Origin of the sequence: Rhodococcus sp. YL-1 (assembly GCF_001942025.1) — a bacterium.
GTDB classification, from domain to species: Bacteria; Actinomycetota; Actinomycetes; order Mycobacteriales; family Mycobacteriaceae; genus Rhodococcus_F; species Rhodococcus_F qingshengii.
Window position 1 is genome coordinate 691,650 of record NZ_CP017299.1, and the last position, 18,263, is coordinate 709,912.

At 62.6% G+C, this 18,263-nt stretch carries 16 protein-coding genes; 11 read left to right on the top strand and 5 right to left on the bottom strand.

Annotated features, from left to right (window positions below; genetic code table 11):
- Positions 1–195: 195 nt before the first annotated feature.
- Together BH682_RS03250 and BH682_RS36285 are read left to right on the top strand one after the other, a co-directional pair.
- On the top strand, positions 196–1,146 hold the full coding sequence (locus BH682_RS03250) for a TY-Chap domain-containing protein (protein ID WP_075832041.1): 951 nt from the start codon (positions 196–198) through the stop codon (positions 1,144–1,146).
- A gap of 306 nt (positions 1,147–1,452) precedes the next feature.
- On the top strand, positions 1,453–1,599 hold the full coding sequence (locus tag BH682_RS36285; protein ID WP_190287634.1) for a hypothetical protein: 147 nt from the start codon (positions 1,453–1,455) through the stop codon (positions 1,597–1,599).
- A 555-nt stretch (positions 1,600–2,154) separates the two neighbouring features.
- On the opposite strand, the gene BH682_RS03260 is transcribed toward BH682_RS36285, so the two are convergent.
- From BH682_RS03260 to BH682_RS03280, 4 genes are all read right to left on the bottom strand, one after another.
- Positions 2,155–3,189 carry an AurF N-oxygenase family protein gene (locus BH682_RS03260; protein ID WP_064113761.1) on the bottom strand — a complete coding sequence of 345 codons (1,035 nt, stop codon included), beginning with the start codon at positions 3,187–3,189 and terminating at the stop codon, positions 2,155–2,157.
- A gap of 804 nt (positions 3,190–3,993) precedes the next feature.
- The gene (locus BH682_RS03270; protein WP_003941172.1) at positions 3,994–4,236 is read right to left on the bottom strand and encodes a hypothetical protein; all 243 of its coding nucleotides are present in this window, start codon (positions 4,234–4,236) and stop codon (positions 3,994–3,996) included.
- A 479-nt stretch (positions 4,237–4,715) separates the two neighbouring features.
- On the bottom strand, positions 4,716–6,695 hold the full coding sequence (locus BH682_RS03275) for an amino acid permease (protein WP_083954640.1): 1,980 nt from the start codon (positions 6,693–6,695) through the stop codon (positions 4,716–4,718).
- Positions 6,696–6,699: 4 nt separating this feature from the next.
- Positions 6,700–7,518 carry a polysaccharide deacetylase family protein gene (locus BH682_RS03280; protein WP_007727026.1) on the bottom strand — a complete coding sequence of 273 codons (819 nt, stop codon included), beginning with the start codon at positions 7,516–7,518 and terminating at the stop codon, positions 6,700–6,702.
- A 122-nt stretch (positions 7,519–7,640) separates the two neighbouring features.
- Between BH682_RS03280 and BH682_RS03285 the strand changes: the two genes are divergently transcribed.
- The 3 genes from BH682_RS03285 (at position 7,641) to BH682_RS03295 (ending at position 10,387) form a co-directional block, all read left to right on the top strand.
- Positions 7,641–9,170, top strand: coding sequence for an LCP family protein (locus BH682_RS03285; protein WP_223304572.1), 1,530 nt, complete (start codon positions 7,641–7,643; stop codon positions 9,168–9,170).
- A gap of 133 nt (positions 9,171–9,303) precedes the next feature.
- A complete protein-coding gene (locus tag BH682_RS35835) occupies positions 9,304–9,510 on the top strand; it encodes a hypothetical protein (protein WP_124568973.1) in 207 nt (68 codons plus the stop codon).
- A 46-nt stretch (positions 9,511–9,556) separates the two neighbouring features.
- Positions 9,557–10,387, top strand: a complete 831-nt coding sequence (locus BH682_RS03295; RefSeq protein WP_007727023.1) for a crotonase/enoyl-CoA hydratase family protein — start codon at positions 9,557–9,559, stop codon at positions 10,385–10,387.
- A 106-nt stretch (positions 10,388–10,493) separates the two neighbouring features.
- On the opposite strand, the gene BH682_RS03300 is transcribed toward BH682_RS03295, so the two are convergent.
- Positions 10,494–10,985 (bottom strand): inorganic diphosphatase, encoded by a 492-nt coding sequence (locus tag BH682_RS03300; protein ID WP_003941181.1) that lies wholly within the window; start codon positions 10,983–10,985, stop codon positions 10,494–10,496.
- 103 nt (positions 10,986–11,088) lie between these two features.
- On the opposite strand from BH682_RS03300, the gene dacB reads away from it, so the two are divergent.
- The 6 genes from dacB (at position 11,089) to BH682_RS03330 (ending at position 18,230) form a co-directional block, all read left to right on the top strand.
- Positions 11,089–12,498, top strand: coding sequence for a D-alanyl-D-alanine carboxypeptidase/D-alanyl-D-alanine endopeptidase (gene dacB, locus BH682_RS03305; RefSeq protein ID WP_029254401.1), 1,410 nt, complete (start codon positions 11,089–11,091; stop codon positions 12,496–12,498).
- The gene (locus tag BH682_RS03310) at positions 12,498–13,571 is read left to right on the top strand and encodes a zinc-dependent metalloprotease (protein WP_075832045.1); all 1,074 of its coding nucleotides are present in this window, start codon (positions 12,498–12,500) and stop codon (positions 13,569–13,571) included. The genes dacB and BH682_RS03310 overlap by 1 nt, the downstream gene beginning before the upstream one ends.
- Positions 13,572–14,549 (top strand): tRNA lysidine(34) synthetase TilS, encoded by a 978-nt coding sequence (gene tilS, locus BH682_RS03315; RefSeq protein WP_075832047.1) that lies wholly within the window; start codon positions 13,572–13,574, stop codon positions 14,547–14,549.
- A 3-nt stretch (positions 14,550–14,552) separates the two neighbouring features.
- Positions 14,553–15,107 carry a hypoxanthine phosphoribosyltransferase gene (hpt, locus tag BH682_RS03320; protein WP_003941159.1) on the top strand — a complete coding sequence of 185 codons (555 nt, stop codon included), beginning with the start codon at positions 14,553–14,555 and terminating at the stop codon, positions 15,105–15,107.
- A 122-nt stretch (positions 15,108–15,229) separates the two neighbouring features.
- A complete protein-coding gene (locus tag BH682_RS03325; RefSeq protein WP_075832049.1) occupies positions 15,230–15,895 on the top strand; it encodes a DUF4190 domain-containing protein in 666 nt (221 codons plus the stop codon).
- 22 nt (positions 15,896–15,917) lie between these two features.
- Positions 15,918–18,230 carry an outer membrane protein assembly factor BamB family protein gene (locus BH682_RS03330; protein WP_223304573.1) on the top strand — a complete coding sequence of 771 codons (2,313 nt, stop codon included), beginning with the start codon at positions 15,918–15,920 and terminating at the stop codon, positions 18,228–18,230.
- The last annotated feature ends 33 nt before the right edge of the window (positions 18,231–18,263 follow it).

Here is an 18,263-nt window from a genome sequence, read left to right on the forward strand (position 1 = left end):
GATCGTGTGAGGACGTGGTCGGGGTTTATGCGTTTCCTGCGGGCAGGTTTGCGCCAGATCTCGCTGTGTTGCTCCTTGGCGGCCCTGGTTCGCGTGAGATTCGGGACTACCGGTCATCGCGACCCGCTGGTGGCGTTGTGGTTGTCGTAGCGGCAGATATGTTCTACGGCGAGAGAGACTATTGGGAGGACAAGCATGACTGCCGAGGGCTGGGAGAAGCTGCAGGCCGCGATTCCGGATCTGGTGGACGTCGACTTCGACGATGACGCCGAACCGATCCAGATATCGCAATTCGTCCGCTTGCGTGACAGTGGTACCGGCCGTGACATCACGGTCTACGAGAACGGCGGTGCAGTCGAGGCCACGCTCACGATCCCGTCGGATCCGGATGCCGCGCAGCAGTTGCTGAGCGTGCTACAAACCCAGCCGGTTTGGTTTCAGACCTCCACCGAGCAACGCTTGGAAACCAGCCGGTGGAGCCCGACCCATTCCGAACCCAGCGAACTTCGGGAGATATCGGCTTCGGTCGTCGCCATCATGCGCGACGGGCTCGGGATGGAATTCCATCGCATCCGCTACACCGCCGGTGACGAAACCGGATACGACACCGGGCCGTGGGCCCTGCGCAACCTGTTGACTGCCGAACAACCGACGAAGCGTGGCGCACCCGACCGATGCACCGACTGGACGGATTTCGCCGAGCGACTGGAATGGGTGGTGCGCATTATGCCCGGCTACGACATCGTGACCCTCGATGCCCCTGCGGTGAAAGACCTCGGCTCGATCCAATTCCAGCAGGACAACGGGAGATTGGAGGCGAGCATGATCACGGCGGACACCGTTCCCGGTTCCGGTGGCCTGGACCTTCGGCTGCGGGCACTCGGCTGGCGGGTAACAGAAGGACCGGGAGCCCCCCACGTGGAATGGCTGTACGGCCCGTTCAGTTCATCCGCCGGTTTCGTCGACCGACGCCTCGACCGAATCCCACAGCTCACGGTCGACACCTTCCGCACTGTGCACGGCGTCAACAGCCCACAAGACCTCGCCGTCAGCGGCCATGAGGAGACCGTTGTCAACGGCCACCAGGCCCATATCAGCAGAGAACTCGGCATACCCTGCCTTCCGTATACTCTGACTCCCCCGTGAGAGGCCTGACGCAACGACGGCGTAGGTATCCGACTCACAGTGGGGCACCGTCTCTCGGCGGTGCGCACCTGGCTCAAGTGCCTCGCGAACTCGGAGACGTGCTCTAGCCGTGACCCGCGCCTAGGTCGATGCTCGAGCGCATCATTGCGCACGAAGCAACGGAACGCTTCGATTGCGATCAAGGCTGATAGCGCTTAGTGCAGTTAAGAGCCTTCGAGTCGAAATGGGACGGAGTCAGAGCCATCGCCACCACCGGCACCAAACTGCCGCCACTGTGGTCGCGCAACGGCAACAACTAACGCCTCGTTGCCCGAGATCGTCGACGCACTCCGCGCCGTGCTCGACCACCGCAAAACCGTCCTCGACCGCGAAACCGTCCTCGACGGCGAGATCGTCGAACTCGGACCCGACGGTGCGACAGAACTCTCGCCGCGACACCGCCTCTCCGGGTAGCACAGTGATCAACACCGAGCACTGGACGGACTACCCCGTGATCAGGACATTCGACGAGCCGAGGGCAGTGAAAGTCGACATCGGCCGGGCGCTCCCGCTCGGACGTGGGGGAGCATCGCGCGCTGATCATGTGAGCATGCGCGTGAAAACGTCCGCCCTGTACATGTCCGGATACCTGGACGGTATTTTGAAATTCTGGGCGATAATGCACGACGGGCAATGGCTGGCCGGAATACCGTGCGAGTCACCGATGCCGGCAGAACCAATCTCGTCGAGATCGACATGCTCGTGACCGCTGACGCCATCACCGAAGTGCCGTCGGTCGGCTGAGACTTGTTCAGCGTTGAATCGTGCATCCTGGGTCGTGTCCGCTGGCACTGATGTCGCTGGTTCGCCTTGGTGGATGTGCTTCCGAAACTTCGATGGGGCGATTCGGGTGTGGGCCTGTGGTTGGCGCGCTGATATCTGTGCGCCATTGCCTCGACCGCGGTGAGTGGGTAACGCAGCTGTCTGTCGAAGTGGGAGAGGGGCAGCTGCGTCGCGGGTTGCAGATCGTCAAGCCGCGGCCCTCGACGGCTCGTTGCGGTAACGCGACAGTCGGCCGTCGGTTCCGGTAAGCCGCCAGGACCAGAGGGTGAGCCGGGTGCGCATTCCGTTGGCATCGGCGAGGCTCCGGACGTCTGCGCAGGACTCTGCAAGGAGTCGCCGGAAATCGGGGTTGCGCATCGAATAGGTCTCGCGCAGAACATTGCGGGGGATACCCAGCAACGTCGCGTCCTGCCGGCTCGGGACGACGATGGACCAAAACCCTATGCGCATGACTACAGGCGTGGTGAGGCCGAGTGCGAGGCGGTTGAATCGGCTCATGCGCGGAGCGTGATGGCGCAACCATGCATGGGCGAACCCGATGTGACGTGCTTCCTCGGCGAGATGGATCTGCATGATGCGGTCGGTGAGCGGGTGAATGCCACCGCCGCGCATGATGCTCTTCTGGATGTGGTCGATCGGCTCCTCTCCAGCGAGGATGATCTGAAAGAAGAAACTGGGCCACAGCGATCCCAGCGAACCGACCAGGGGGAAGGCCTTGACAAGCCACGTTGGGGCACCGTGGACCTCCGGAGCCACCCGGTTGGTGAACTCCTGAAACATCTGGATGTGGTGCGTCTCTTCGGTGAGTTCGTGCATGAAGTAGCGGAATTCGGGGTTCTCGTTCGCCAGGCCCATCAAGAACTGGGTACCGCCGAGAAGGAGCAGTTGCTCGAACTGGGAGCCGGTCTTTGTTATAGATGCGAGCCGAATCCGGGCAACCCGCCGTTGTTCCTGGGGTGAGAGCGCGCGGTACCAGTCGGTGTGGGACAAGGGGTCGACCGCGGGGAGTGTCCATCTTGGGTCGTCCGCGGGGGCGGCGAACTCGGGCGAATTCCAGGCGATGTCTTTGAACGCCTCGAAGTGGAGCCCTGTCGAGGATGCCTCGGACAGTGTGCGCAGAGTGTCGTGGTAATCGCGATGTTCGTTGACGGTATTGCGCCCCGGAGTTAACCGGACAGATGGCGCGTTACGCCGCGTGCGACGAGGTGTTAGGAACTGCATTCCGGGCTCCTTTGTGGCATCTATCTCAGACGTGCCCACAGTAAACTAAGTGTGACTACGCGTCCACAGTAACTGTATGAGTCTGCACGTCCACGGGTAAGTCCGGAAGGGCGAAAAGGACGCTCAATATCGCAGCATGCACGCAGCTCTCGGCATTTGATGGTGGTGTGGGTCCTGCTGTCGAGACGACGGCGCTGGACGTGGTCGACGTTAGGCCATTGTGTGCATCTGCCGACCTATACGGTGGGATAGGTGCAGGACGAGGTTCTCGCGATCTCGTCACGGTCGGTGTCCCGCTTGATCGGGTCGGAACTCACCTCGCCGAACTCGCGTCCCTGCACCGCGGCGACATCCGAGGCGGCGCAGACAGTTGATCATGTGGATCGGCCCGCACGTCTTTCGTCATGCGACGGGGATCCGATGGACCGTGGTTTGTTGCTCGGATGGCGATCGGTAACAGTGGAAATATCTCACCGGTAACTTTCAAGTTGTGTCAGTTCTCTTTCTTAAGTGACTGTGTAACAACCAGTTTCGATGGAAGTCGCTATCTGAATTGAAATTCTGGGCGGAAATGCACGACGACCAATGGCTCTGGCAGGGGTAACTGTGCGCGTCACCGATGGCGACGGAACCAACAGCGTCGAGATCGACATGCTCGTGACCGCCGACGCCATCACCGAAGTGCCGTCGGTTGGCTGAGACTTGTTCAGTGCCGAGACCGGCAAGAGCGGAGTTCGCGTCGGGCGCTCCCGGTAGATCGGCGGTGGCCTTCATGGTGTGATCGCGCTCTATACGGCACTGGCTTTAGTGGTGGGTGTTGCTGTCGCGGCGCGCCGTCCTGTGGGCGGCAGGAAGAATCTGGCCGACGTGTTCGGCGGGACCGAGCATGAAGCGGTCCAAGCCGGAACGCGTTGGGCTGTAGACGAGGTGGGCGCCCCAAGTGTGCATCGCCACCGCTGTCACCGACGAGCCGGCCGAACTGATCACCGCGGCTGTGAGGAAGCGGCGAAACGGTGAACGATTGACTGTCGGAGAAACCTCGCCCATTGCTTCTGCTCACGATGCCGCCACATATCCGACTCCACAGGAGTGCTGAGCCGTGCCTCGGGTGGTGAGGCGCTATCGCCTTCACACGATTGGAGCTGCGGAACAGGACATTTTCACGGAGAAACTTTCGCGGGGATAAACGAATCGATTCTGGAAACCCATGAGGGGAAACATGACTATCTTCTTCGACATCATGCTCGTACTCTGCGTCGTCTCCATAATAGTGTTTTCTGGATACGTTCTTTATCGCTTGGTGACAGACGAATCGAACCTGCGATAGCCAGTCGCTTCGACGTGTGGGTACAGCGGGGGCCGATCGTCCTATAGATCCGCACCATCGCAATGGGTTTCAGGGCGAGCCTCGCACGCAAGATGTGATATCCGCGAGTTTCGCCTGAATATAGGCACGCAGCACTTCTTTCTGTGCGATCTTCCCTGGTGCATGGCCTGGACCAACCCTCTGCTCATCGTTTGCCGCGTCAACCGACGTGGACGTGTGGCCGGCGGGACTGGTCGGGTTCGGCGCGGCGGAGGACCTCACGGGTCACGGGAGCGGTTTCGCCCTCACCGATGAACAGGAAGCGGAGCAGGTACATGATCGGGTTTCCCTCGGTCCACTCGAAGTAGACGTCGGGAATCACGCCGGTGATGTCCCTCGTCCGCAGGAGAACCGCCGCAATGGTGTTGGGGACGGCCGGGCTGTCGACCCACAGAATCCGGTGCTCACCGCGCTGTCGGCCGTGGACGAGGAGGTCGGTGCTGAATTCGGAGGAGTCCGTGACGTTTACCTCGATGAAGATGATCGACTCCGCCTCCGGGATGTTGCTTTCGGCGCGCTGCTGCGATTCCTTCTGCCGATACTCGTCCTCGTCGAGACGGTCGACGTCGTGCGCCACCATCGCGAGGTAACCCTTCTCGGCTGCCTCGGCGATGAATTGCAGCGCGGTCTCGTCGAATTCGACGGAGGTTGCCCGTAGTTCGAAGGCTCGCGAGATCCGGGAAAGGAAGGACACCACCATGATCGCGGCGATGAAGAACGACGCCACTTTCACACCGTCTGGACGTTCGAAGATGTTCGCGATCGTCGTGTAGACGAACAAAACTGCGACAAAACTGAACCCCACGAACAGTTTTCGCTGACCGTGCTTACGAGCGGACAGTGCAACGGCGACGGTCGCCGACGAGATGAGCACGAGGACACCGGTTGCGTACGCGGAACTCTGAGCGTCGACACCGGCGTCGAAGTAGATCGTGACAGTGATGGCGATGACGCTGAACACGAGGACCAGCGGACGCACGGCGCGGGCCCACGACGGCGCCATGCCGTAGCGGGGGAGATACCTCGGAACAAGATTGAGCAACCCTGCCATTGCCGATGCACCGGCAAACCAGAGGATCAGAATCGTGCTGAGATCGTAGACGGTTCCGAAGATCTCACCCAGATAGTCGTGGGCGAGAAAGGCAAGCGCGCGACCGTTGGCAGCGCCTCCGGGTTGGAACTCGTTTTCTGGGATCAGGATGGTGGTGACCAGGCTCGACGTCAGCAGGAATCCGCTCATGATCAGCGCCGCCGTGGTGAGCAGGCGCCGCGCACCTTTGATGCGGCCACGTGGATTCTGTTCGGTGTCGTGCGGATCGCCCTTGATCTGCGGCATGACCGCGACGCCGGTTTCGAAGCCGGACAGACCGAGAGCCAACTTCGGGAAGACGATCAGCGCGATCAGGATCATCATCGCCGGGTTTCCGTGCTCGGTGGTCATGGCGCGCGTCCAGTCGGTGACCAACGACGGCGCGGTCGCGATGTGCCACAGACCTACGGAGATGACCACCACGTTCAAGGCGAGATAGACGGCGACCAATCCGACCGCGATACCGATCGCTTCGGTGAATCCGCGGAGGAAGACCGCAGCGAGGAGCGCGAGCAGAACCAGGGTGACGGCGACGGTGTGTCCGGAGAGAAAGTTTGGAGCAAAAGGGTTCTCGACGAGGTGCGCCGTGGCATCGGCAGCCGAGAGCGTCATAGTGATGAGGAAATCGGTGGCCGCGAAGCCGAGAAGCACGAGAACGAAGATCTTGCCGCGCCACTTGGGCAGCAGCTTCTCGAGCATGGCGATCGAACCCTCGCCGTGCGGACTCTCGCGAGCCACTCGCCGGTAGACCGGTAGAGCGCCGAAGAGTGTCAGCAGGATCAATACGACTGTCGCGATGGGAGCCAACGTGCCGGCCGCCAGTGCCGCGATACCGGGTTGGTAACCGAGAGTGGAGAAGTAATCGACACCCGTCAGGCACATCACCTTCCACCACGGGTGGCGCTTCTCCTTCTTCGGCGCCATCCGGTGTGGCCCCAGATGTCCGGCTGGTTCCTCGGTGATGTCCGCGAGCAGCCAGGCCTCGGTGCGTTGTTTCACAGACGGAGCCGTGTTGTCGGCCGGGACCTCGTTGTCGGCTGCGGTCACCACGGCGTCACGGCTTCAGATAAACATCGTTGAGCGTGACAGTCCGCAGGTTTCGGCTCCGGATGATGTCCACCAGTTGCGGATACACGTGGGTCACGGGCAGATAGTTGAGGTGCCCGATCACGATGGCCCCCGGATTGAAGTACTGGTTCGCCATTTGGAGGATGTACTCCTCGGTGATCAACGAAGAATCCGACAGTGATCCGTACCAGAGGGTGGGCACGGTGTAGCCGACGCTCGCGGCCACGGAATCGACTGTCGCGTTGTGCCTTCCGTACGGCGGCCGAAAGTACGGCGCCGCGTCCACGCCGTAGGTGTTGCGCAGGAACGTGCCGTTCTTCGTCAGCTCGTCTGCGATCTGCTGCTTCGACACGGACGTCAGATCCGGGTGCGAGTAGGTGTGATTGCCGAGCTGAATTTGTCCGCTCTCGACCAGCGGTCTGAGAAGTCCTGCGTTTTCGGTCCACGAGTTGTATTGCCCGTTGACGAAGTACGTCAAACGGATGCCGGTGTCTTTTGCGAACTGTGTGTAGAGGCGCACGACTTCGGAGCTGGCTCCGTCGTCAACCGTCAGGGCAAACAGATCCCCACCGCCGGGTAACGCGGTCAACGATCCGCCGGCGGGCAGCGGCACCCGGGCAGACGGCGGTGGAGGCGGCAACAAGGCAGGCGGGAGATCCGGGACAGGGACGGGGTCGGTTGGTTCGTCGGCTGCGGCGATTGCCGTGCCGACCGAACGTGACGAACAAGCGGTTCCCATGGTCACCGCGGCGGTTCCGGTCAGAGTTGCTGCTGCGAGGGCACTGAGGAAGCGTCGGCGGTCCACAGGGCGGAGCCTAGAGCAGATTTGCCTAATTCGGACTTCATTCTCAGCGTTCTTTCAGCGAAAGACCAGCCGTGTCCGGTATCGACAGGTTCTACTCAGGAACGGTGGATAGCGTGTCGGCCGTGGAACCGCGACCTCGACACTCGGCAACCAGGCACAGGCGTAGGCGTCAACCGCAGCGGTCGACGCTCTCGGTGGGGCGCAAGCTGGCGGCGGCGTCCCTGTCGACGACGATTCTGGTGGGCGTCGGAATCGGCTGGTACGTGCAGTCGGATCTCACGTCGGGGCTGTACCGATCGGACGCGCTCTCCGCCCTCGGTGACGACGCCGGCAGTTCGCTCGACGGGGATACCAACATCTTGTTGATCGGGCTCGACAGTCGTAAAGCGATGGACGGCAGCGACCTGCCGGCTGAGTTCGTCACCGACAAGCTGCATGCGGGGGACAGTGATGTGGGTGGATACAACACGAACACGCTTATCCTGCTCCATGTTCCGGGCGATGGCGGCAAGGCCAGTGCAGTGGCGATCCCACGCGACGACTACGTCGCGGTACCCGGCTACGGAATGGCCAAGATCAAGGAAGCCTACGGAATGGCGAAGGCTGATGCGGACGCCAAACTCATAGCGGACGGTGTGACGGATCCTGCTGCACGAGAACAACAAGCGCGTGAAGTCGGAAGACGGTCGACACTGACCACCGTGCAGAATCTGCTCAAGGTTCCGATCGATCACTTTGCCGAAGTGAACCTGATGGGCTTCTACGACGTCGTCTCGGCTATCGGCCCCGTTCAGGTGTGCCTTAACAATCCGGTGCGGGATGACTTCTCGGGCGCCAACTTCCCGGCCGGAGTTCAGACTCTCGATGCGTCACAGGCACTTTCGTTTGTCCGTCAACGCCACGGCCTGGACAACGGGGACTTGGATCGCACCCACCGGCAGCAGGCTTTCATCAGCGCGGTGATCGCCAACTTGAAGGGCTCCGGCGTCATCGGAAACATTCCGAAGATGACGGCACTGGCCGACGTGGTGAAGAAGGACGTGGTGATCGATTCTGCCATGGATCCCGTCCGATTCGCTTCTCAGGCAAGCGCTCTCGCAGGTGGGAACATCGACTTCTACACCCTGCCCATCGAGGGATACGAGACCGTCGACGGCCAGGACGTCAACATGGTCGATCCGGCGCGTCTGCGTAGTGAAGTGTCGCGGATCTTCGCGGGAGGTGACTCGGCATCTGCACCTGCGATGGACACTGCTGTCTCGACCGGGAACGAAGTTGTGGACATCCGCAACGGAACCGCGACGGACGGGTTGGGCGCCGCGTTGGCAGCGGCGACGAAAGCGTCGGGAGTCGAAGTCGGAGAGGTGAGCACCGCAGTTGCGACGGCAAAGTCGGTGGTCAGCTATGGAGTCGGCGCCAAAGCCGTCGCAGAGGCGCTGGCCGAGCAGTTGGGCGTGGCCGCAGTGCCTAACGAGCAGGCAGCGGCCGAATCAGTGTCTGTACTGATCGGTGAGGACAATGCGCAGACCGTGTTCTCGGCCGCTCCGGCGCAGTCGGACTCGTCGGTATCCGCCGGCACCGTTCCCGATACGGGAGCGCAGGGATCACCCATCCGGGCCGACGCGAATGGCGGCATCCCCTGTGTGGACTAACTCTCAGGTAATTCGCACCAAACTCACGCTGACTTCTTCGATCTGCGGGTCTACATTGGAGAAGTCGAACTCAGTCGGGTACTTCACCTTTGGGGTACCTGACTGAGATTGCGTAGTTGAAAGGATCACCGACATGGCTACAACAGCAGCGGTACAGAATCCGACACGCTCACGTGCCAGGACCATGTCCTTGTCCGAGTACGTGGCCGAGCATCCGGCGCAGCGCGTTTTCCCACCGACCAGTGAGCGGGCGGCCAGGATGGCGATGCTCATCATGTTCGCCCTGATGGCCGTCACCCTCGTCGTACTGGTACTTGACGAGGCAGGAATTTTCGGATGAAGGCAGCGGTCTTCGGCTGAGCCGGACCTTTAGTTACTCTTGAGTAATGACTGAACAGAAGAGCTGGAATGCGTTCACCGTCGAGCGCGAAGACAACATCGCCCAGGTGACGCTGATCGGGCCGAGCAAGGGCAACGCGATGGGGCCGGATTTCTGGAGTGAACTCCCCGAAATCTTCGCCGACCTCGACGCCGACCCCGAGGTGCGTGCAATCGTCATCGCCGGTTCCGGCAAGCACTTCTCGTTCGGACTGGACCTGCCGGCGATGAGCGGTGAATTCGGTGCCGTCCTCGCGGACAAGGCTCAGGCAGGCCCGCGCACCAAGTTCCACGACATGATCAAGCGCATGCAGTCGGGCATCAATGCCGTCGCAGATTGCCGCAAGCCCGTCGTCGCAGCTGTGCAGGGCTGGTGCATCGGCGGCGGCGTCGACCTGATCACGGCGGCGGACATCCGCTACGCAAGTGCCGATGCCAAGTTCAGCATCCGCGAGGTCAAGGTCGCGATCGTCGCAGACATGGGCAGCCTCGCGCGTCTGCCCGCGATCATCGGCGACGGACACCTGCGTGAGTTGGCTCTGACCGGCAAGGACATCGACGCAGCGCGCGCCGAGAAGATCGGCCTCGTCAACGACGTTTTCGAAGATGCCGACGCGGTACTGGCAGCGGCGCGCGCGACCGCCAAGGAGATTGCGCTCAACCCGCCGCTCGTCGTCCACGGGATCAAGGACGTGCTCGATCACACCCGCAGCGCGAGCGTGAACGACAGCCTTCGCTACGTCGCAGCCTGGAACGCGGCGTTCCTGCCTTCGCAGGATCTGACCGAGGCCATCACCGCCGTCTTCCAGAAGCGCCCGCCAGTCTTCCAGGGTGAGTAGGAACTGCAAGGGTGAGTAGGAACTGCAAGGGCGAGTAAAAACAGCACAAAAATCCCCGCACATCTTCCGATGTGCGGGGATTTTCGTTAGGCCTGAGAACTCGAGCTCAGTGACCGCCGTTGGCAGCGAGACGCTTGATCGAAGCCTCGATCTCGGCCTCTGCCTCGGCGCGGCCGACCCAGTTGGCTGCCTCGACGTGCTTGTTCGGCTCGAGGTCCTTGTAGTGGACGAAAAAGTGCTTGATCGCATCGAGCTCGAACTGTGAGATGTCACCCAGATCCTGGATGTGATCCCAGCGGGGGTCGCCGGCCGGAACGCAGAGGACCTTGTCGTCTCCGCCGGCCTCGTCGACCATCTTGAACATCGCGACTGCGCGAGCCTCGACGATGACGCCGGGGAAGACCGACTCGGGGAGCAGGACCATGGCGTCGAGCGGATCGCCGTCCTCACCCAGGGTGTTTTCGATGAAGCCGTAGTCGGCCGGGTAGCCGAAAGCTGTGTAGAGGTAGCGATCGAGTTTGACGCGACCGGTTACGTGGTCGACCTCGTACTTGTTGCGCTGACCCTTGGGGATCTCGATGGTGACGTCGAACTCCACGCCGATTCCTCGCTGTCGTGTCGGTAATGATTCGTCGGAAGGATATCGGGTCAAGGATAAGGTTGCCTGACCACCCAGTAGGCAGAGCACAGACGGAGGGGCGTTGGCGGGCCAAGGAAAGAAGAAGATCGGCTCGTTGGAAGAGAGTCGACGGCGTAACTTCCGCATCCTTCTGGCGGTCGGTGCAGTGGTTGTACTGGCCGTCGCCGGAGTTGTCGTCGTGAAACTCGGTACGTCGAACGACACCGCGGGCAGCGCGACCGTGACTACGTCGCCGCAGCCTGCGCTCGTGACGCCGTCACCCCAGGTGGTGCCCGTCCCGACGGACGCACCGATCCCGAGCGCGTCGGGAATCGCAGCGGCGATCGGCCCGGCCGTGGCCAACCCGGATCTGGGGAAGTTCACCGGAGTAGTCGCTGATGCGCTCACCGGAAACATTCTGTGGAGCGCAGACCCGTCGACGCCGATGACACCTGCGTCCACGACGAAGGTGCTGACCGCATCGGCGGCACTGCTGAAGCTGCCGCTCGACCACCGGCTGGCCACGACGGTGGTCCCCGGAGCGAGCCCCGGGCAGGTCGTTCTGGTCGGCGGCGGTGACCCGACGCTGACGGCGACGCCGAAGGGGCAGAGCGGTTACTACGCCAACGCAGCGCACATCGCGGATCTCGTCGACCAGATCAAGGCTGCCGGTACGCCGGTGACCAGCGTCGTGGTGGACTCGAGCTTGTTCAAGGGCGACAACATGGCCACCGGGTGGTTCCCCGCTGACATCGCGGCCGGTTACATCACCCCGATCGAATCGGTGATGATCGAAGGTGGGCGGTACGACGGCACTCAAGACGAGTCGCCGCGTTCGGAAACTCCCGCGTTGGACGCGGGCAAGGTGCTCGCTCAGGCGCTCGGTGTCGATCCCGCCAACGTGAGTCTCGGCGCGGCGCCTGCCGGTGCCAAGCCGATCGCCACCGTGCAGTCGGCGCCGCTGAGCGACCGGCTGCTGCAGATGATGGAACATTCCGACAACGTGCTCGCAGAGACCATCGGGCGTGAGGTCGCGATTGCCTCCGGAATCGAAGCCTCGTTCACCGGAGCCGTCGACGCGACCGGCAAGACCCTGCAGGCGGCCGGGTTCGACTACACCGGTGTATCGCTGCACGATTCCAGCGGACTGTCCGTCGACGATCTCATTCCCGCTCAGGTACTCGATCGCGTCATGACGGCTGCGGCCGGTGACGGTGATCCGAAACTGCGTCCGCTGCTGGACTACCTTCCGGTGGCCGGCGGAACAGGAAGTTTGTCCGACCGCTACGCGTCCGGAAACCGAACCGGTGCGGGTTGGGTACGGGCCAAGACGGGAACTCTCTCGACGGCCAGCGCGTTGTCAGGGTTCGTGGTCGATCAGAACGGGCGAGTGCTCACCTTCGCACTGATGTCCAATGACCGGCCGCCAGAAGTGAGCCGTCCTGCCCTGGACGCGATTGCCGGAGCATTGAGGAATTGCGGGTGCCAATAGTGGCCGAAAAGACTCCACAAGATGATGAAGCCTCGGCTCCGCTCGGTGGTGCCGTCGACTGGAGTCTTGCCGCCAAAGCCGGGATAAAACTGGCGCGCGGTGGCCCCGCGATGTCTCGCTACACGGCCGAGACGGCAACCGCAGAACTCGCCGAGGCATCCAAGCGTGCAGAACTGCCGGTTCGTGAAGTGACCGGGCTGGCCGACGGTCTACCGGTCCCGGCCGCTGACGTGCTGGACCGGGCCGGGTGGATCACGGCGGCCTCGCGGTCGATGGCACATCTCACCGGCGCGGATCCAGACGGCAGTGGCAATCTCATCGTCGGAAAGCCGGCGGGCTTGCAGGCCGGCGCCATGCTGGCGTACCTGTCTTCGGCGATCCTCGGGCAGTACGACCCGTTCACCGGCGAGCACGGCACCCTGCTTCTGGTCACACCGAACATCGTCTCCGTCGAACGGTCCCTTCGGCTGAATCCGAGTGACTTCCGGTTGTGGGTCTGCCTGCACGAGGTCACTCACCGGGTTCAGTTCTCGTCCTCGCCGTGGCTCGCGGAGTACATGAAGGAATCCGTCGAAACGCTTGGTGCGACGGTGGACGAGTCGATGACCGACGTTGTCGGGCGCCTTGCTGCAGAGCTGCGCTCGCGGAAGGAACCCGACTCCAGTGACGGTGCGACGGCGGGCGGCATCATCGGACTGCTGCGCGCCTCGCAGGCGGAACCTCAGCGTGACGCGCTGGATCGGATGCTTGTACTCGGCACCCTCCTCGAAGGGCATGCAGACCACGTGATGGACGCCGTCGGCCCCGCCGTGGTGCCGTCGGTGGCAACGATCCGCGCGGCCTTCGACAAGCGTCGGCAGCGCAAGTCCAACCCCGTGCAGCGGATCATCAAGATGCTTCTCGGCATGGACGCCAAGATGGCGCAGTACGTACGCGGCAAGGCCTTCGTCGACGCGGTAGTTCTCAAGGTCGGCATGGAGCAGTTCAACACCGTCTGGACCGGGCCCGAGACCTTGCCGTTGCTCGACGAGATCGACAATCCCGACGCGTGGGTAAAGCGCGTTCTCGGCTAGATGCTGCTGCCTGAGACGCCTGCCCTACTGGCGCTGCGACAGGCCGTGCGGGCGTGGACGGTCGCATTCGAGCCACGACGCCGTGTGGTCGTCGCCCTGTCCGGGGGAGCCGATTCGTTGGCGCTGACAGCAGCAGCGGTGGCGGAAACCGATTCGGTCGACGCGTTGATCGTGGACCATCGCCTACAAGATGGTTCGGATGCCGTCGCATGCTCGGCCGCAGACCAGGCGCTGGCGCTGGGTTGCCGGACCGCGACGGTGCTGACAGTCGACGTAGCCGATGGTGGGAGTCTCGAAGCCGCTGCGCGTGAGGCTCGGTACAACGCTCTCCGCGGCGCCAGAACTGACCTCCCGGTTCTGCTCGGACACACGCTCGACGATCAGGCCGAGACCGTGCTTCTCGGACTCTCGCGCGGGTCCGGTGGGCGATCGATTCAAGGTATGGCTGCATTCGACGCTCCCTGGGGACGGCCGCTCCTCGGCCTCCGGCGATCGGTGACCAGGGCGGCCTGCGTCGACCTGGGAATCACGCCGTGGGAGGACCCGCACAACAACAATCCCGAGTTCACTCGCGTGCGTCTGCGGCACGAGGCGTTGCCGCTGCTCGAAGAAATTCTCGGCGGGGGAGTTGCCGAGGCGTTGGCCCGAACCGCGACGCAGTTGCGTGAGGACGGCGAGGCGCTCGACGAGTACGCCGAGGCCCTACTCCTACGGGTTGTCGTCGACGGAGAAGTGGAAGTGGACACACTTGCCGAAGCGCCCACCGCAATCCGCCGACGCGCTCTGCGAGCGTGGCTGCTGCAGGGTGGCGCAAAAGCATTGACGGACAAACAGTTACGGGCGGTCGACGCCCTGGTGATCGACTGGCGGGGGCAAGGCGGCGTCGCGATCGGGGGCGGAACACCGGAGGCGAGGTTGGTGGCGGCCCGGCGACGTGGCAGGCTGATCCTCGGATTCGAAGACCGACGAAGGGTTTGACGCGTGTACGAGGGCGACATCGCATCGGTACTGATCTCCGAAGAACAGATCCGTGCACGAACGGCGGAACTGGCTGAGGACATCGCCAAGCGTTACCCGGCAGGCGCCCCCGAAGGGGATCTCCTGCTGATCGGCGTCCTCAAGGGAGCGGTCTTCTTCATGACCGACTTCGCCCGCGCCCTGCCGATCCCGTCGCAGATGGAATTCATGGCCGTCAGCTCCTACGGATCCTCGACCTCGTCTTCGGGCGTCGTCCGCATCCTCAAGGACCTCGACAAGGACATCGCCGGTCGCCACGTGCTGATCGTCGAGGACATCATCGATTCCGGTCTCACGCTGTCGTGGTTGATGCGCAACCTCAAGACGCGTAACCCCGCTTCGCTCGAGGTCGTCACATTGCTCCGCAAGCCCGACGCGGTCAAGATCGACGTCGACGTCCGCGACGTGGGCTTCGACATCCCCAACGAGTTCGTCGTAGGTTACGGCCTCGACTACGCCGAGCGGTACCGCGATCTGCCGTACATCGGCACCCTGGACCCCGAGGTCTACGGCGGCTGAGCCTGCTCGCCGGTTAGGACTCTTCACATTTCGGCACCTCTGCATCAGTCCGCCGAACGGACGACAGACAGGTCTCCGAGGCGTCGCTAGATTCACGGAATGCGCGATCGACGGCTTATTCGGTGACCCTTCCGCCACCACCGCCACCGCCACCACCGCCCCCGCCTGGTGGGGAGCAGCAGTACTGGAGTGCCCAACCGCAGGGCGTTCTGTACCAACTTCCGACCACAAACGGCCTCGCAATTGCCGCCCTGGTCGGGGCGCTCGTGCTGGCGCCGGTCGGCATTGTGCTCGGCCACATTTCGCTGGCGCAGATCAAACGAACCGGTGAGCAGGGGCGAGGACTTGCAATCGCCGGTCTGGTCATCGGCTACATCTTCACCGCGCTTCTGGTGCTGTCGATCGTGTGGATGTTTCTCATTGCCAATGCAGTCACCCGCGCGTTCGACGACTACGACAGCGCGTCTTCTCTCTACTACACATCTGAATCGTCGAGTACGACTTATCCGACGTATGCGACCACCACATCCCGGACGGTGGCGCCGACGTACAGCGGAAGCGACACGGCGTCGGTCATCGCCAATGCCTCGGTAGGTGACTGCGTCGTACGAAGGCTCGGGGCAGACAAGGGCGACGGGACCAGCGAGACATACGTCAGTCCGGTCTCATGCAGCTCGAGCAGCGCCACTCACCGGGTAGTCAGCCGCGGCACGTCCACATCTTCGTGCACCGCCGATTGGGTTCGCAAAGAGAGTCCTGTCGTAGTGCTTTGCCTAGCGGACGAATGATCGACAGAGGGAGACACAACCGATGACGTTGCCGCCCCCGCCCCCACCTCCCCCACCTTCACCACCGCAGGCTCTGGTTGCCGGACATCCTCCGCCCTCTCGATCTCGTGGCCGAGGATGGATTGTTGCCGTTGCAGCCCTTACCGCCGTCGCGGCCCTCGCCGCAGGCGCGGTCACCGTTGTCACGATTCTCCGGTCGGGAGACACCGATGGACCGGTGGCAGGCCAGCTGGTCAACACTTACCCGACGCAGCCGACGCCAGGGTGGTCGTTGGACGTTGACGAGGTTCTGCCGGGCGGAAGATTTCTGTGGCCGGATTCGCTCGGTGCGAGCTATGGAACGGCGAGATTCATCGACGTGGGACAGACTCTGATCACTACGGTCGGTCCACAGCAGGGCCAGCAGTCCCAACTTGTTGCAGTCGACGCCGAGAGCGGATCCATTCGATGGCAAACGCCGGTCGCCGGCACGGTGTCGTGTGCGACCACCGCGATCGATGCAGCCCTACCTTGTGTCGTCAGGAACCCTGGTGGAACAGCTCGAGTCGTTTCCTTCTCGCTCGACTCGGGGGCGATTCGTTCGAGTGTCGACACCGATACGGCCACCTTGGTCGAGGTTTCCGACGGAGCGGTCTTCACTGTCGGCGGTAGCCAGTCCGGGCTGGTGATTTCGCGCGGAACCCCCACCGACCTCGATGCGGCGTGGACAACGACAACTCCACCGGAAACCGACTGCGTCGGATCCGGCGATTCGCATTCGTTCGAGATCGTCGACGGCATCGTCTATTACTCGAGCATCGGATCTACGGCGCTCAACGCGGTCGATGGCGCACTGCTTTCGAATCCGAATCTGGGTGGCTACGAGGCACTTCCAGGACAAGGTTTTGCCGGCGTCCTCTGTGCGATGCCATTTGCGTCGGACGGATACTCCAGCATCGTGTCCGACCGTGACGGTGCCGAGAGATTTAGAGTTGACGAAGACGCACCGGCATCACCGTGGCTTGTCTCGGCATCGAAATCTCGTCCGTACATCGGCTCGCACGGTGCCTACGACATGAACGACGGCACCGAGCTGTGGTCGGTCATCGGCGGAGACCACTTCTCGCTACGCCGGATCGTCGGCGACATCGTGTTGGGCAACGACTCGGACACGCTCTCGGCCTACCGAATCGACACCGGGGAACAGTTGTGGTCGACCAAGATCGGCGACTACTTCTCTTACTCGGTCTCGGACGGTGAGCGAATTCTCGTCCATCCTAACGACGGCAGGGTACTCGCCGTCGAACTCGACGACGGCTCTGTCAGTTGGTCCCTCGATTCCCACACCAACCACTGGTCTTGGTCGAAGGCCCACGACGGACTCGCCTCGATCTCCAATGACAGATTCCTCTACTACCCACCGACCGGCGGACCGTCAGGAGCACCGGGCAGGCTGCCCGCTGTCCCTGAATTCGACGGAGGCAACGAGTACGTCACGAAATGCGGCCGGACACCGACCCTGACGCCGGTTGAATACCGCACGCAGGCAGAGGGTCTCGTCGTTCTAATGGAAATGAAAGCATCATGTCCCGGCGGAGACATCGTCTCCACCGACGCGCTTCGTGTATCGATCACCGACACCGGCCAGAGCGTTGCATCGGCGGTGTTCGACTTCTCCGATGCGCCGATCTATCTTCCCCGAACCGATGGGACGAACACGACGAACTCGATCCAGCGCGAGTTCCTGTACGACCTCGGTAGCTTCTGGAGGCTGCCGAACACTCTCGGTGAGTCTTCGAGTCTGACCAATTCGAGAGCGTCAGGTGCTCAACTCGTCGAATGCGAGGACGACGGGACGAGTAATACCAGCCTGACATCCGGGCCGGCATCGCGAAGTGACACCAATACGCCGATCCGACCCACACGTAGCGCGCAGCCGACAACGGGCGACGTCGAATCTGCGAGTCTCGACGCCCTCCGGGCTCAGGCCGACGCCGATCGCCCCTTTGTGATCGGTGACCTCGCGAACAGGTGGGTGGCTCAGATCTCCTCCAAGCGGGTCGGACTCGATGCGGCGGATATCAATGGCGCTCAGGTGCATTGGACTGCTGCCCAGATCCTGCGACAGCATCTCGAACTTCGTCTCATGTATCCGGAGGTGCGTCTGCTCTGGAGTGACGAATGGCGGACCTTCGATCTCCGGGGTTGGTGGATAACCGTCGCAGGCTTGACGTTTGCGGATGCGGATGCGGCCAACGGGTGGTGCGATTCGAAGCGGATTGCCAACGATCAATGCTTCGCCAAGATCGTCAGCAACGATCGCGATTCGTCGGGGACCACCAAATATCGGCGATAGTACCTGACCCGTTCGGCGCACTTCCCACATCTG

Bases quoted from the DNA above. Each gene is read 5' to 3' on its own strand.
- BH682_RS03250 (WP_075832041.1), top strand. From the start codon at position 196: ATGACTGCCGAGGGCTGGGAGAAGCTGCAGGCCGCGATTCCGGATCTG.
- BH682_RS03260 (WP_064113761.1), bottom strand. From the start codon at position 3,189: ATGCAGTTCCTAACACCTCGTCGCACGCGGCGTAACGCGCCATCTGTC.
- BH682_RS03270 (WP_003941172.1), bottom strand. From the start codon at position 4,236: ATGGGCGAGGTTTCTCCGACAGTCAATCGTTCACCGTTTCGCCGCTTC.
- BH682_RS35835 (WP_124568973.1), top strand. From the start codon at position 9,304: ATGGCTACAACAGCAGCGGTACAGAATCCGACACGCTCACGTGCCAGG.
- BH682_RS03295 (WP_007727023.1), top strand. From the start codon at position 9,557: ATGACTGAACAGAAGAGCTGGAATGCGTTCACCGTCGAGCGCGAAGAC.
- tilS (WP_075832047.1), top strand. From the start codon at position 13,572: ATGCTGCTGCCTGAGACGCCTGCCCTACTGGCGCTGCGACAGGCCGTG.
- BH682_RS03330 (WP_223304573.1), top strand. From the start codon at position 15,918: ATGACGTTGCCGCCCCCGCCCCCACCTCCCCCACCTTCACCACCGCAG.